This is a genomic window from Rhodanobacter sp. FW106-PBR-R2A-1-15, assembly GCF_058789735.1.
This window is the reverse complement of the sequence record NZ_JBYTEM010000042.1, coordinates 20,402-35,025: the sequence shown is the minus strand read 5'-3', so window position 1 is coordinate 35,025 and position 14,624 is coordinate 20,402. Positions and strand designations below refer to the sequence as shown.

12 protein-coding genes are annotated in these 14,624 nt (G+C 69.3%); 5 read left to right on the top strand and 7 right to left on the bottom strand.

What is annotated here, in order from left to right:
• Positions 1-93: 93 nt before the first annotated feature.
• Both AC3WTD_RS17210 and AC3WTD_RS17205 read right to left on the bottom strand, forming a co-directional pair.
• On the bottom strand, positions 94-2,586 hold the full coding sequence (locus AC3WTD_RS17210) for a sensor domain-containing protein (protein ID WP_492614526.1): 2,493 nt from the start codon (positions 2,584-2,586) through the stop codon (positions 94-96).
• Positions 2,587-2,675: 89 nt separating this feature from the next.
• A complete protein-coding gene (locus tag AC3WTD_RS17205) occupies positions 2,676-3,818 on the bottom strand; it encodes a hypothetical protein (protein ID WP_492614525.1) in 1,143 nt (380 codons plus the stop codon).
• 116 nt (positions 3,819-3,934) lie between these two features.
• On the opposite strand from AC3WTD_RS17205, the gene AC3WTD_RS17200 reads away from it, so the two are divergent.
• From AC3WTD_RS17200 to AC3WTD_RS17190, 3 genes are all read left to right on the top strand, one after another.
• Positions 3,935-5,218 carry an acetyl-CoA C-acetyltransferase gene (locus AC3WTD_RS17200; RefSeq protein ID WP_492614524.1) on the top strand — a complete coding sequence of 428 codons (1,284 nt, stop codon included), beginning with the start codon at positions 3,935-3,937 and terminating at the stop codon, positions 5,216-5,218.
• A gap of 52 nt (positions 5,219-5,270) precedes the next feature.
• Positions 5,271-5,822, top strand: a complete 552-nt coding sequence (locus tag AC3WTD_RS17195) for an energy transducer TonB family protein (protein ID WP_492614523.1) — start codon at positions 5,271-5,273, stop codon at positions 5,820-5,822.
• A gap of 686 nt (positions 5,823-6,508) precedes the next feature.
• Positions 6,509-6,727 carry a hypothetical protein gene (locus tag AC3WTD_RS17190; RefSeq protein WP_492614522.1) on the top strand — a complete coding sequence of 73 codons (219 nt, stop codon included), beginning with the start codon at positions 6,509-6,511 and terminating at the stop codon, positions 6,725-6,727.
• 36 nt (positions 6,728-6,763) lie between these two features.
• Here the strand turns inward: AC3WTD_RS17190 and AC3WTD_RS17185 are convergent, their stop codons facing one another.
• From AC3WTD_RS17185 to AC3WTD_RS17170, 4 genes are all read right to left on the bottom strand, one after another.
• Complete coding sequence (locus AC3WTD_RS17185) at positions 6,764-8,638, bottom strand: phospholipase D-like domain-containing protein (protein ID WP_492614521.1); 1,875 nt, start codon at positions 8,636-8,638, stop codon at positions 6,764-6,766.
• A gap of 85 nt (positions 8,639-8,723) precedes the next feature.
• The gene (locus AC3WTD_RS17180; RefSeq protein ID WP_492614520.1) at positions 8,724-9,197 is read right to left on the bottom strand and encodes a SixA phosphatase family protein; all 474 of its coding nucleotides are present in this window, start codon (positions 9,195-9,197) and stop codon (positions 8,724-8,726) included.
• Between the two features lie 55 nt (positions 9,198-9,252).
• Positions 9,253-9,885, bottom strand: coding sequence for a nucleotide-binding protein (locus AC3WTD_RS17175; protein WP_008438833.1), 633 nt, complete (start codon positions 9,883-9,885; stop codon positions 9,253-9,255).
• 160 nt (positions 9,886-10,045) lie between these two features.
• Positions 10,046-11,077: a hypothetical protein gene (locus tag AC3WTD_RS17170; protein WP_492614519.1), complete on the bottom strand. Its 1,032-nt coding sequence runs from the start codon at positions 11,075-11,077 to the stop codon at positions 10,046-10,048.
• Between the two features lie 164 nt (positions 11,078-11,241).
• Between AC3WTD_RS17170 and AC3WTD_RS17165 the strand changes: the two genes are divergently transcribed.
• Positions 11,242-11,436 carry a hypothetical protein gene (locus AC3WTD_RS17165; RefSeq protein WP_027491169.1) on the top strand — a complete coding sequence of 65 codons (195 nt, stop codon included), beginning with the start codon at positions 11,242-11,244 and terminating at the stop codon, positions 11,434-11,436.
• 99 nt (positions 11,437-11,535) lie between these two features.
• On the opposite strand, the gene speE is transcribed toward AC3WTD_RS17165, so the two are convergent.
• The gene (speE, locus tag AC3WTD_RS17160; RefSeq protein WP_027491170.1) at positions 11,536-12,417 is read right to left on the bottom strand and encodes a polyamine aminopropyltransferase; all 882 of its coding nucleotides are present in this window, start codon (positions 12,415-12,417) and stop codon (positions 11,536-11,538) included.
• Positions 12,418-12,700: 283 nt separating this feature from the next.
• Here speE and speA point away from each other — a divergent pair, with 283 nt between their 5' ends.
• Positions 12,701-14,587: an arginine decarboxylase gene (gene speA / locus AC3WTD_RS17155; protein WP_492614518.1), complete on the top strand. Its 1,887-nt coding sequence runs from the start codon at positions 12,701-12,703 to the stop codon at positions 14,585-14,587.
• Positions 14,588-14,624 lie beyond the last annotated feature (37 nt).

Below are 14,624 nucleotides of genomic sequence, written 5' to 3'. Positions count from 1 at the left end.
TGAGCTATCGTCGGCAGCGTCAGATGTGGAGAAGAGACAGGTGCGCGATGCTCTTCATTTCGTGACGAAGAGCATCGCGCACAGGGTGCGCTCCTACAGGTCAGGCGTGGGGGTGGAGGCTCCGGTAAGCAGCGCCTGGAACTCTGCCGCCGGTAATGCCGCGCCGAACAGGAAGCCCTGCAGCTGCGAACAGCCGGCCTGGCGCAGGAACGCCACCTGCGCGTGCGTCTCCACGCCCTCGGCCACCACCTCCTTGTTGAGGCTGCGCGCCATTGCGATGATCGCGCTGGTGATGGTGGCGGTGTCGCGGTCGCTGGCGAGGTCGCGCACGAACACGCGGTCGATCTTCAGCGTGTCGATCGGGAAGTGCTTCAGGTACGACAGGCTGCAGTAGCCGGTGCCGAAATCGTCCAGCGACAGCCGCACGCCACGCCGCTTGATCCGCTGCAGCAGGCCGGTGGTGGCGTCGCCGCCGGACATCACCATGCGCTCGGTCAATTCCAGCTCGAGCAGGCCGGGCGCCAGGCCGCTTTCCACCAGCACCTCGTCCAGCCAGTGGTAGAACTCGGGGTGCTGGAACTGCAGCGGCGACACGTTCACCGAGACCGCGATGGCGTGGCCGAGGTCCTGCCATGCCCGTGCCTGCCGGCAGGCACGGCGCAACGCCCAGGCGCCGATCGGCAGGATCAGCCCGCTGTCCTCGGCGACCGGCACGAACTGGTCCGGCTGGTACAGCTCGCGTCCGTTCGCCTGCCAGCGCAGCAGCGCCTCGGCGCCGACGATGCGGCCGCTGTGCACGTCCACCTTGGGCTGGTAGTACAGCTCCAGCTCGTGCCGCGGCAGCGCCTGGCGCAACGCGGTCTCGATCCGTCGCCGCGCCTGCGTGCGCTCGTTCATCGACGCGGTGAAGAAGCGGTAGCCGTGCCGGCCCTGCGCCTTCACCGCGACCAGCGCGGTCTCCGCATGCTGCAGCAGGCCGTCCGGCTCGATCGCGTCGTCCGGGTATACGCTGATGCCGATGCTGAGCCGCAGGCCAAGCTCGGCCAGGCCGTCGACGCGGGTCTGCTCGCCGTGGTTGATCAACCGCTGGCCCAGGCTGGCCGCGTCGCCGACGCTCTCCAGGTGCGGCAGCACCACCACGAACTCGTCGCCGCCGTAACGGCTCAGCAGGTCGTCGCCGGACAGGCAGCGCTGCAGCTGGGCCGCGAACGCGCGCAGTACCCGGTCGCCGGCGGCGTGGCCGTGCAGCTCGTTGACCTGCTTGAAGTTGTCGATGTCGGCGTAGAGCAGCGCGGCGCGCTGCTGGCGTCGGTTGGCGGTGGCGATCGCCTGGCCGATGTGCTCGTGCAGCTGGCTGCGGTTGGGCAGGCCGGTGAGCGTGTCGTGCTGGGTGAGGTGGATCATCTTCAGCGCCAGCGCGCGGGTCTCGCTGACGTCGTGGAACACCAGTACGCCGCCGATCACGTTGCCGGCGTTGTCGTGGATCGGCGCGGAGGAGTCCTCCACCGGCGTGTCGAAGCCGTGGCGGTGGCGCAGCAGGGTGCGGCCGGCCAGGTCGACGATGGTGTTGTGGCTGATCGCCGCGCGCAGCGGATTCGCCACGGCATGGCCGCTGCGGGCGTCGAACAGCTGGAAGATCTCCTCGATCGGCCGGCCCTGCGCCTCCAGCCCGCTCCAGCCGGTCATCGCCTCGGCGATCGGGTTGAGCGAGGTGATGCACAGCTGCGGGTCGGTGGTGATCACCGCGTCGCCGATCGAGCGCAGGGTGACCTCGGCCAGTTCGCGCTCGCGGTGCAGCGCGTCCTCGAACGCCTTGCGCTGGCTGATGTCCTGGATCTGCACGACGAAATAACGCGGACTGCCATCGTCGTCGCGCACCAGGGACACGCTGAGCTGCGCGTGTACCAGGCTGCCATTCCGGTGGAAATACCGCTTCTCCAGATGGCACGATTCCAGCTCGCCTTCCAGCATCTGTGCATGCCGCATGTCGCTGGTCGCGACGTCGTCGGGGTGGGTGATGTCGCGCGTCTTGCGTGACAGGAACTCGTCCTCGCGGTAGCCGAGCATCGCGCAAAGCGCCGCGTTGACCCGCAGCCAGCGGCTGTCCGGTGCGACCAGCGCCATGCCGATCGCGGCGTGCTGGAACGCGCCGAAGAAGCGCTGCTCGCTCTCGTGCAGCTTGAGTTCCAGGTTGTGCCGCTCGGTGATGTCGACCAGCGCGGTGAAGATGCCGCAGACGCGGCCCCCGGCGTCGAAGTCGGGCTGGAAGTTGCCGTGCGCGTAGCGCCGCCGACTGCCGTCGTGCAGCTCGCCCTCGTAGCTGGCCATCTGCCCGGCGTAGGCGCGCGCCAGCGCCGTCTTGGCCAGCGCGTGGTTGCGCCGGCCGACCACGTCGACCAGGAGCTGGCCGATCAGTTGCTGCGGATCGACGCCGAGCCAGCGGCGGTGGGTGTCGTTGACGAAGCGGAAGCGCTGTTCCAGATCGAGGTAGGCCAGCAGCACGGGCGCGCCGTGCGCGACCCGCGCCGACCAGTCGGCTTCCCCGGGTAGCGATGGCGATACCTCGGCAGGCTCGTGCGGCCGCATGGTCATTCCGTCAGCAGGGCGCCCCCTGGCGGCGCCCTTGCATCATGCGCCGAGTTTTCGCCGCTGCCCAGAGCCGGTCGCGCGGAAGTTCAGTGCAGGAGCGTCGCCGGGGCGCCGAGCCGGCCGTCGGCGTCCAGCACGATGCGGCCGGATGCATGCAGTTCGGCGACGATGCCGTAACGGTCGGTCAGTTGCGCCAGCAGCGGGCCGAGTGCCTGCGGTCGCAGCGGATAACCGTGCGCCAGCGCGCGCGCCTTTCCGCCGTCGCCGCGCTGGACCACGCTGACCGCCACCACGCCGAGGCCGGGCGCCTCGTGCGCGAACAGCGTCGGCGGGTCGTAGCCCGGTTCGACCGCGGCCAGGGTTTCCAGCAGGCAGCCGTCGACCGCCGTGTCCGCCGCCAGCTCGGGCGACAGCTGCAGCGGCACATGGTGCGCATCGAGCAGCGCGGCGTACTGGCGCAGCTCGAACACGATGCCGGCGAAGTCGTGCGCGCGCTGTCCGGCGTCACCGCCGGTCTGCGTGGCCAGCCACTGCGACGGCGACGGCGCCAGCACCCTGCCGCCGGCGTAGCGCAGGGGCAACCCACGCGCGCTCATGGTCGCTTCCTCGTGGTCGGGCGTGAGCAGCGCCGCCTCCAGCAGCGCCCACAGCGGCGCCAGGTTGACGTGCTCGTACTGCACGCAGGTCAGCGCGAGCAGGTCGTTGCGGCTGAAGTAGCGTGCATGCTCCAGCTGGATGCCGAGCGCGCGCATCAGCCAGTCGGCGGTATGCGTGCCCATCTCGCCGCGGCCGACCAGCTGCACCTCCAACTGCTCGGACAGCTCCTCAGCCTGCTCCGCCGCCACCAGCAGGCTCATCGGCAGCAGCCGCATCGGGCCATCGGCATAGGCCGACGACGGCTCCAGCGCCGGCGCCGGCATCTGCCCCTCGTGGGTGCCGAACGCCACCACGTTCTCCAGATGGCCGCGTGGCACGCGTCGCGCCAGATCCTCCAGCGTGCTCCACACCGGGAAGCCCGGCCGCAGCAGTTCGACCTGGTCGAACAGCGCGGCGGCCAGCGCCAGCCGCGCGGCGTCCACCTGCGGCACCAGCCCGTGCAGGTCGGTGGCGACCAGCGCGGCCAGCTCGGCAGCTTCGTCGCGGGTGAAGCTCATCCGCGCCGCCGGCTCGCCCGCGGCCGGTTCCAGCGCCAGCACGATGGGCAGCGCGAGCAGCGTTTTGGTTTCCACCGGCGAGGTCCGCAAGAAGACGAAGAGACGGGATTCTACCATTCAGCGATTTGGGCTTTCGCCGCGGGGCATGGCGGGTTAGCCTTGACAAACTTGAGTGGTGGACTGTCCTGAGCATGGAAAACACGCAAAAGCGCGTCGGGGTGATCGGCGGCGTGCGCATTCCGTTCTGTCGCAACAACACCGCCTACGCCGACGTCGGCAACTTCGGCATGTCGGTGAAAGTGCTCGGCACCCTGGTCGAGCGCTTCGGCCTGCACGGCGTGGAGCTGGGCGAGGTGGTGATGGGCGCGGTGATCAAGCACTCCTCCGACTGGAACCTGGCGCGCGAGGCGCTGCTCAGTTCCGGCCTGGCGCCGACCACGCCGGGTATCACCACCGCGCGCGCCTGCGGCACTTCGCTCGACAATGCCATCATCATCGCCAACAAGATCGCCGCCGGGCAGATCGAGGCCGGCGTCGCCGGCGGCTCGGACACCACCTCCGACGTGCCGATCGTCTATGGCGCCCGCCTGCGCAAGCGCCTGCTGGCGATGAACCGCGCCAGGACCCCGCTGGACAAGCTGCGCGTCGCGCTGCGCGGCTTCTCGCTCGGCGAACTGAAGCCGTCGTTCCCCGGCGTGGCCGAGCCGCGCACCGGCAAGTCGATGGGCGACCATTGCGAGCAGATGGCGAAGGAATGGCACGTCACTCGCGAGGCGCAGGACCAGCTGGCGCTGGACAGCCACCGCAAGCTGGCCGCCGCGTACGACGCCGGTTTCTTCGAGGACCTGCTGGTGCCGTTCCGCGGGCTCAAGCGCGACGGCTTCCTGCGCCCGGATTCGAGCATGGAGAAGCTGGCCGCGCTGAAGCCCGCGTTCGACAAGACCTCCGGCCACGGCACGCTCACTGCCGGCAACTCCACTGGCCTGTCCGACGGCGCCGCCGCAGTGCTGCTGGCCAGCGAGGCGTGGGCGGCGCAGCGCGGCCTGAAGATCCAGGCGTACCTGCGCGACGCCGAGGTCGCCGCGGTGGACTTCGTGCACGGTGAGGGCCTGCTGATGGCGCCGACCATCGCGGTGCCGCGCCTGCTGGCGCGTCATGGCCTGCGCCTGCAGGACTTCGACTACTACGAGATCCACGAGGCGTTCGCGGCGCAGGTGCTGTGCACGCTGCGCGCGTGGGAATCGGCCGACTACTGCAAGAACCGGCTCGGCCTGGGCGCGCCGCTCGGCGCGATCGACCCGGCCAAGCTCAACGTGCACGGTTCCAGCCTCGCCGTCGGCCACCCGTTCGCCGCCACCGGCGCGCGGATCATCGCCACACTGGCCAAGCTGCTGGAACAGAGGGGCTCCGGCCGCGGCCTGATCTCGATCTGCACCGCCGGCGGCATGGGCGTCACCGCGATCCTCGAGCGGTGACCGGGCAGCAGCTTCAGCCGCGATTGGCCCTGCGGGGCGCATAAAGACCGCCATGTTCCGCCTGCGCACCACCACCACGCTCAGCCTGCTCGCGCTGGCCGCCGGCGTCGCCGGTACCGGCTGGCTCAGCGAGCAGACCAGCGTCTGGCCCGGCCCGCCGGCGCGCTATGTCGTGCAGGTCGACACGCCGACCGCGATGCGCGCCGGCCCATCACCGCATCGGCCGCGCCGCTCGCCGCGCCTGGCGCCTGCGAGGCGCATGCCACCGCCGGTGGTGGTCGCTGACGAAGCCCAGGCCGCCATCGCCGCACCCGCGCCCGAGCTGGTGCCGCTGGCCACCCCCGCCGACACCTCGCAATCGTGGGATGAGCTGCGCGGCCATCTCGACGGTCGCGTGCTGCTGCACGTTGACATCGACGGTAACGGCCGGGTCAGCGCCGCCGGCCTCGCCGAATCCAGCGGCGACCCGGTGCTCGACCAGCACGCCCTGCGCAGCGTGCGCGGCTGGCGCTTCGCGGTGCCGCCGGACCACCCCGACGGCCTCAGCGGCGAGCTGCCGATGCGCTTCACCTCGCGGGGCGATCGCGTCGCGCAGTTGCCGTAGGGTTTTGTCCCAGCGCGTTGGTGCTTTGTGTTTTGTCGTTCCAGAGCGAAGAGCTTTCGTTCACGTGCACCTGTAGGAGCGCACCTTGTGCGCGATGCTCTTGCGCTTGCTGCATTCAAAGCGAGAAGCATCAGAGGCAAGGGCTTTCGTGCGCCTCCGGCGCCCGAGTTACTTTCTCTTTGCGTGGCCACGCGTGCGCAGGATGCGTGCGCGAACAGCGAAGCTGGCCCGAAGGGCGAAGGGCAGGATGTCCGGAGTAAAGAGAAAGTAACCAAAGAGATAAGACCACCCCGCTTGGCGCTTGTTGGGCATCCTGCCCAACAAGTCCGTGAGCCGGGGCCGGGCTTTTCGACAGCACATCCATGTGCTGTCGAAAAGGAACCGACATCCTGTCGGTTCCCGCTGCGCGGCCTGTCGACCCCGGCTCACCGCCGCGCAAGGGACCCCGGGTAGAGCAGCGGGCCATCCTGGCCCGCACTCGGTGATGAAGCTGAAAAGCGACAGCAACAGCCACAGCCACAGCCACAGCTACAGCCACAGCTACAGCAAAGCGACGCTTTGCTGTGGCTTCTCCTCTGTTTTTGATCCGGCTCTTCTGAAGAGTGCGCGCAGAATGCGCGCTGCTCTACCCGGGGTCCCCTCTGCAGCGGCGGGCGGGCGGAGGAAAAGCCCGAAGGGTGGTTCGCATGGATGCGAACCAGTTTGTCGTCAGGGCAGGCGACGGCATGGATGCCGGAGTGGAGGCAACGCAGGAGCGGTTGCCCGATGCCCGCAAGGCGCGGAAGCGGGGTGCCCCTCTCTTTGGTTACTTTCTCTCGGGCAAGCGAGAGAAAGTGACTCGCGCGCCGAAGGCGCACGAAAGCTCTTGGCTTTGCTTCAAACAACGCAACAGGTGGAGAAAGTGATCTCGGTGGAACAGAGCGCACGGTAATGAGCGGCCCTCACAGGATGCCCTTGGCGCCCACCCCGAACGCGGTGATCAGCCGCGTGATGATCAGCTTTGGCGACAGCGCCACGTCGGGGAAGTCGCCGACCGGTTCGTAGCAGGCGTAGAAGTTCGGGTCGGTGGCGCGCAGCGGCTGGCAGCCGGGCTTGAGGTCGTAGCTGGTGGCGTAGCGGAACGGCCACAGGTCGAACAATGGCAGGCTTTCGGAGAACGAGCCGATCGCCTGGTTGATGTCGGTCAGCATCGGCACCTTCGGCTGCCGCGGCGCGATCACCCACGCGTTCTCCGGTTGCGTGCTGCGCAGGATGCTGCGGCGGAGCTGGCCGGCGAAGTCGTGGTCGTAGACGATCACGCCCGACTCGGTGTTGTAGTGGTCCGAGCGCGGGTCGAAGTTGTGCGAGCCGACCATGGCGAAGGCGTCGTCGACCACGATCGACTTCGCATGCAGGCCGAAGCGCATGCCTCCGCTTTGCAGCGGCGCCGGCCGATTGTTGCTGCCGCGGCTGCCGAGCAGGTGTAAACGCGTCTCGCTGAAGGGGTGCACGCCGGCGACTTTCGACGGCAGGCGGGTCGCGGGCATGCCGAGGTTGGCCAGTTCGTAGTCCTCACCGGCGCTGGGTGCGTGCGGCTTCAGCTCGTGGACCTCGAAGCCGAATTTCTTCAGGTAACGCTTGCGGTGCTTGTACGACATCGCGTACGCCGCGAACGCGTCGGTCGAGGCCAGCGAACTGGTGGAGACGATCACCCGCGGCGGCTCGGCGCGCCGGTGCAGCGTGCGAAAGATGTGCTGGGCGCGCTTGCTCATCACCAGGTACGGTGTCTGCAGCAGCACCTCGTGTTTCGCTTCGCCGATCATGTGCATGATGTGGTGGGTGAATTCCAGCGCGCGTCGCTTGTCCGGCTTGTCGGTCTTCGCCGGCAGGTCGCTGAAGTACTCCACCTGGCCCACCCGCAGCGAGGCGTCGACCAGCCAGGCCTGCAGCCAGGCCGGGTCCTCGGCGTCCTCCTGCACCTGGGCCACGCGCGCCGGGCGGCGGTAGTGCGGGGCCGGCCAGGATGGTGGCGCGCGTTCGGTCAGGATGCGCCGGTTGACGTCGCGCAGGTGGGTCAGCGGCAGCGAGCGCGGGTGGTTCCAGAACAGCTCGAAGCTGGTCGCCATCTGCAGCGCGGCCGGCCCGCCGACCATCGCGTCGCGGTCGATGTAGTTGAAGGCGTCGTCCCAGTTGAAGTAGCGGTCCTGGTAGTTGCGCCCGCCGGCGATGCCGATGGCGTCGTCGACCAGCAGCAGCTTGTTGTGCATGCGCTGGTTGAACTGCATGAAGCAGCACAGGATGCCGGCGACGAACTCCAGCGGCTGGGTGCGTGCCTTGTGGAAGGTGGGGTTGTACAGCCGCACCTGCAGATTCGGACTGACCCACGCCAGCCGGTCGAGCAGGTCCGGGTCGTTGAAGGAGGACAGCTGGTCGGCCAGGATGCGCACGCGCACGCCGCGCCGCGCCGCGCGCACCAGTTCGTCCAGCATCAGCTGGCCGGCGTCGTCCTGGTCCCAGATGTAGGTCTGTACGTCGATCGAGCGGCGTGCCGCGCGCACCAGGTTGATCCGCGCGGCCAAAGCCGGCTCGGTGTCGTCGAGCAGGGTGACCACGTGCACCGGCCGCTGCGGCGTGGAGGCGGCGAACGCCTCGGTGGCTGCCGCCAGCAGCGGCGAGGGGATCGCGCAATGGTCGGTCCGGTCGCAGCTGCTGCTGCGGTCGGCACTGGCGGCGACCATCGCGTCGGCGCGGCGGATCTGCGCGCGCGACAGCGTGCAGCCTTGCAGCAACAGCAGTATCAGCAGCAGCGGGAGGGCGAATCGGCGCAGGGCGGGCATGCGTGGATGATACGGGGGAGGCGTGCGGCGACCGTGACTGCAGGCGATGATCAACGCGCGCCTTGGGCCCGGGCGTAGGGTGGCGTCAGGGCGACCAGAACGCGTCCAGGCGGGCGTTGCCCGGTTCCAGCGCGCCGTCCAGGTGCAGCACGGCCAGCGCGCCGGGCGGCATGCCGCGGAACTCGTCGGAGCGGCCCTCGACCAGCAGGGCAACCAGCCGCTCCATGCCGGGGTTGTGGCCGACCAGCAGCACCGTGCCGGCGTCGGCGTGCTGGTCGAGCAGGGCCAGCAGCTCGCCCGGCGTGGCGTCGTAGATTTCGGTGGCCTGTTGCGGTACCGGCGCGTCGTCGATCGCGGCCAGCGCCAGCCGGGTGGTCTCGTCGGTGCGCCGGCTCGGCGAGCACAGCACCCGGTCGGGGCGCAGGCCGTGCGCGGCCAGCCACAGCCCGGCGGCCTGTGCTTCCCGCTCGCCGCGCACGCTGAGCGGACGCTGCGGGTCGTCGCCGGCGGTTTCCATCGACACGGCTTCGGCGTGTCGCAACAGGATCAGTTCGTGCATGGAGGACTCCGGGTGTGGTGGTGCGGGGCGCGATGAACGTGGGGAGGCGCGCGCTTCAGTGCTGGCGCTTGATCCAGCGCAGCAGGGCCTTCCAGTCCTGCTGATGGCTGCGCACCTGTTCGGACTGGTAGTCGAAGATGCCCTTGCCGAGTCCGGCGAGCAGCACGTAGGCCTGGCTGTCGCGCAGCTGCGCGGCGATCGGGAACGGCGACTGCTCGGCGAGCCGGGCGAGCGCGTCCTGGCTGGCGTGGGTCCACGGCTTGAGTCGGTTGGCGACCAGCGCCACCGGCAGCTTGCCGCTGCGGACGCGCTTGACCGCCTGCAGCTCGCCGAGGAAACGCAACGTGGCGTCGAGGTCGAACGAGGACGGCAGCACCGGCACCAGCAGCACGTCGGCTGCGTCGAGGTAAGGTTCCAGTTCGCGCTCATCGGCGCCGGCGGGGGTGTCGATCAACAGTTGCTGGGTGTCCGGCGGTACCCGTTGCAGGCTGCGCCGGCCGCTGTCGAAGGCCAGCACGCCGGGAACGTTGTCCGGCCGCAGCTCGGCCCAGTGGAAGCTGGAGTGCTGCCGGTCGGCGTCGAGGATCGCGGTGTGTTGTCCCGCCTGGGCCCAGTGCGACGCCAGCTGCGTCACCAGCGTGCTCTTGCCGCAACCACCCTTGCTGCTCGCCACCAGCGTCGTAAGCATCGGATCGCCCCTGCTACGGAAGGTGGCCCAAGCCTAGCGGGAAGGCCGGGAATAGGGAATCAAGGCAGGGAATAGGGAGTAGGGAATCGGGAATCGGAAGAGCAGCCCTTGCCGCCCGGTTCGGCGTTTCCCGCTCTGGCTATTCCCCATTCTCGATTCCCTATTTCCGGCTCTGGGGCCGCCAGCCGGCAGGCGTTTCGACCGGGATGCCGTTGTCGCGCAGGGCGGCCAGCTGCAGGCTCATCTCGGTGCCGCCGCGGCGGGCCAGCGCCAGCAGGCGTTGGGCCAGCGCCGTGTCGTCCTGCGCCCTGGCCAGCAGCTGGGCGAAGCTCTGCACCTGCCAGACCAGGTTGCGGCGGGCGTCCTGCGCTTCCTGTTGCTGCGCCGGATCGTCGGCCAGCACCTCGCGCAGGTGCAGGCCCAGCGAACGCGCCAGCGGGCTGGAGCCCCATTCCAGCGTCTTGCCCAAGGCCACGCAGTCGGCCTTGATCGAGGCGTCCTCGCCGGCGTTCTCGCACAGCTTGGCGACCAGCTGCAGGGCGGGTTGCGGCTGGGTGCCGGCCAGGCCGAACGCCAGCACGGCCTGCATGCCGACGGCGCCGCCGGCGTGGGCCGGGTCCAGCGCCTCGGGCGGCGGCGGCAACGCGCCGGCCGCATTGGCCAGCGCCTGCAGGCTGATGCCGGCGTAATCGTCGTAGCGCTTCGCGGCGGCGGCCTGGCGCAGGTCTTCGCGGGCGGCCTGCTGCTGCTTGGCCCGCGCATCGGCGCCGAGCTTGAGCAGCCACACCGCGGCGTTGTCCGGGGCCCGGGCCAGCAGGTGCTGCAGGGCTTCGCCGTTCGGGCAGGCGTCGGCGGCGGCATCGCAGTCGGCCAGGCGCATCCAGTCGACCGCCGCGTCAGCGCCTTCGGCCTGCGCGGCGCGCTCGATCAGACGATGGAAGCTGTTGCTGGGCGGCTGGTTGAACAGCGGTCGCGCCAGCAGGGCCGCGCCGAGCAGCCGCGACGAATCGCCGCTGGGGGCGAGCACGCTGACCAGGTCGCGCTGGAAGGCGAGCTGGGCCTTGTCGCGGGCCTGCGCCGCCTGGTCCGGCGTGCCGCGGCTCTTGCCGGCCGGGGGCTTGCCGGCGAATGCCGGCGCAACGGCCAGCGACCACGCGAAAATCAGGGCGAGGCAATGCCGTCCACGCATCATGAGCTCGACTCCGCAGGCGAACAAAGCGCGCAGCATACCCTGCGCGGATTAAGCGCGGCTGATCCGCCCGCCGGCGAAGGCGGACCAGTGCGGCAAGGCTTGCTAGGATGGAAATCCCCCGGCGCAGGGCCGCGCCCTCCATGCCATCGTTCGGGAGACGCGTAGTGGATCATCTGTCGACGTTCGCCGGCGGCGCACCCTGGTTTGTCGGCTGGGGCACGCTGGCCCTGATCAATGCCGCCCTGGCACAAGGCAAGAACCGCAGCGGGCTCATCTGGTTCCTGCTGTCGCTGCTGTTCGGCCCGCTCGCCACGCTGCTGCTGGTGCTGCTGCCGAAGGTGCGCTCGAAGATGTTTTGAGCGACGGGATTCGGGAGACGGGATTCGGGATCCGAAAGAGCAGCGGTATCGCGAGGATTGGCTTTGCCGAATCTCGAATCCCGTCTCCCGAATCCCGGTTTATTCGCCCAACGCCTCGCGCATGAATTCCGGCTGGGCCAGCGCGGCCTTGTGGATCTCGGCGTTGTAGTACCTGGTGGGGAAGTTCTTGGCTGTAGCGCCGCGCTCGCGGAAGCCGGACAGGTCGCCGCCCTTGCGCGCCATGGTGCAGCTCCACCAGCCGGTGGGGTAGCACGGCTGCGGGAACGGCAGCGTCTTCACCGCGCTGAAGCCCGAGGTGCGCATGGCCGAGCGCATCGACTTGATCAGCTCCAGGTGCGCCAGTGGCGATTCGCTCTGCTGCACCAGCAGGCCGCCGTGGCGCAGTGCCTTGTAGCAGCTGGCGTAGAACGCGGCATTGAACAGGCCTTCGGCCGGGCCGACCGGGTCGGTCGAGTCGACGATGATCAGATCCAGCGAATCGGGCTCGGCCTCGGCCATGTACTTGATGCCGTCGATGAACAGCAGCTCGGCGCGCGGGTCGCCGTTCGCCTCGCACAGCTCGGGGAAGTACTGCTCAGCCAGGCGGGTGACGCGCTCGTCGATCTCCACCTGCACCGCGTGCTCGACTTCCTCGTGGCGCAGCACCTCGCGCAGCGTGCCGCAGTCGCCACCGCCGATGATCACCACGCGCTTGGCGCGCGCATGGGTGAACAGCGCCGGGTGGGTCATCATCTCGTGGTAGAGGAAGTTGTCGCGGCTGGTCAGCATCACGCAGCCGTCGATCACCATCAGGTTGCCCCAGTCGGTGGTCTTGTGGATCTCGATGGTCTGGAACGGGGTCTTTTCCGCATGCAGCAGCTGCTCGGTACGGAAGCCGATGGCGGAGCCGGAGGCCTGGTGGGCCTCGGTGAACCAGGCCTCGTTGGGCCGGGCTTCGTTCGGCGTGGAGTGCTGCGACATGGCGGGTGTTCCTGGTGAACCGGGTGGAAGGACAAGGGTCGTCAATTGTAGCGGCAACGGCGGTGAACGTCCCGGCAGTGGCCGCCGCCTTGCTCATATCGTCACAGCCGCCCATTACAATGGCGCTCCGGCCTGGCCGGCGCAGCGCGCCGGTCGCCGACCAGCCCGATCGACCCCGCGGCGTGCGAGGCTTCCGGTCGTTCGGGCTCGTGCTCGTGTAGAGCTGAAGCGTCAAGGCTCGCCGCTGCGACGACATCATTCGTTTGCACGAGGAGCAACGCTGATGGCGAACCATTGGACTGTCGACACCGCCCGCCACACCTATGCGGTGCCGCACTGGGGCGACGGCTACGTGGACGTGGACGAAGCCGGCTGCATCGTGATGCGCCCGCGCGGCGCGTACGGCCCGGCGCTGTCGCTGCCGGCGATCGTCGCGCGCGCCTGCGCCGAAGGCCTGCGGCTGCCGCTGCTGGTGCGCTTTCCGGACATCCTGGCCGACCGCCTGGCGCGGCTGCAGACGGCTTTCGCCAAGGCCATCGACGAGTGGCACTACGCCGGCGGCTACACCGCGATCTACCCGATCAAGGTCAACCAGCAGCGCGGCGTGGCTGGCGAGCTGGTGGCCGCCGGCGTGCATGGCTTCGGCCTGGAGGCCGGTTCCAAGCCCGAACTGATGGCGGTGCTGGCGATGGCACGGCCCGGTTCCATCGTGATCTGCAACGGTTACAAGGATCGCGAGTACATCCGCCTGGCGCTGATCGGCAGGAAGCTCGGCCTGCGCGTGCACATCGTGATCGAGAAGCTGTCCGAGCTGGACCACGTGTTCGCCGAGGCCAGGGCGCTGGGCGTGGAGCCGCTGCTCGGCGTGCGCGTGCGCCTCGCTTCCATCGGCGCCGGCAAGTGGCAGAACACCGGCGGCGACAAGGGCAAATTCGGGCTGTCGTCGGCGCAGGTGCTCAGCCTGATCGAGCGGCTGGAGCAGGCCGGGCTCAAGCACACGCTGAAGCTGCAGCACTTCCACATGGGCTCGCAGATTTCCAACGTGCGCGACATTGCCAACGGCATGCGCGAGGCCACCCGCTATTTTGTCGAGCTCAGCCGCATGGGCGTGCCGCTGGAGATCGTCGACGTCGGCGGCGGCCTCGGCGTGGACTACGAAGGTTCGCGCTCGCGCAGCCACAACTCGATCAACTACTCGATCGAGCAGTACGCCGCCACCATCGTGCAGTCGCTGGCCGAGGCGGTCGAGGCAGAAGGGCTGGTGGCGCCGCACATCCTCACCGAGGCCGGTCGCGCGATGACCGCGCATCACGCGGTGATGGTGGTCAACGTGACCGAGGTGGAGGAAGTGCCGGCCGGGGCGATCCCGCCGCCGTGCGCGGACGAGCCGGCGGTACTGCGCCGGCTGCGCGAGACCTGGGAAGAACTGGACCGGCGCCCCGCGCTGGAGCTGTTCCACGAGGCGCAGCACCACTTGAGCGAAGGCCAGGCGCTGTATGCGCTGGGCCAGCTGGCGCTGGCCGACCGCGCGCGGCTGGACGAGATGTACTACGCGATCGCCAACGCCGTGCGCGAACGCCTGCTGCCAGCCGAGCGCTCGCACCGGCAGGCGCTGGACGAGCTGGACGAGAAGCTGGTCGACAAGTACTTCGTCAACTTCTCGGTGTTCGAGTCGATCCCCGACGTGTGGGCGATCGGGCAGATCTTCCCGATCGCGCCCATCGCGCGGCTGGCCGAACGGCCGGCGCGGCGCGGCGTCATCGTCGACCTCACCTGCGATTCGGACGGCCGCATCGACCACTACGTGGACGCCGAAGGCGTGGACGTCAGCCTGCCGCTGCACGCATTGCGGGACGGCGAAAGCTACCGCCTCGGCATCTTCATGGTCGGCGCCTACCAGGAGACGCTGGGCGACATCCACAACCTGTTCGGCGACACCGATGCGGTGAACGTGCGCGTGGACGGCGACGGTTACACTTTCGCGCATGTACGCCGCGGCGACACCACCGACCTGATGCTCGATTACGTCGGCTACGACCTAGAGACGCTGCGCGCCAGCTACCGCGAGCGCATCGCCGCCGCCGGCCTCGCCGGCGACGAGGCGGCGCGCCTGTACGACGCGCTTGACGGCGGACTCACCGCCTACACCTATCTGGCCGAGGCGCACTAGCGGTAGGCGCTTTCACTGATACGTCGCGCGTTTCGTG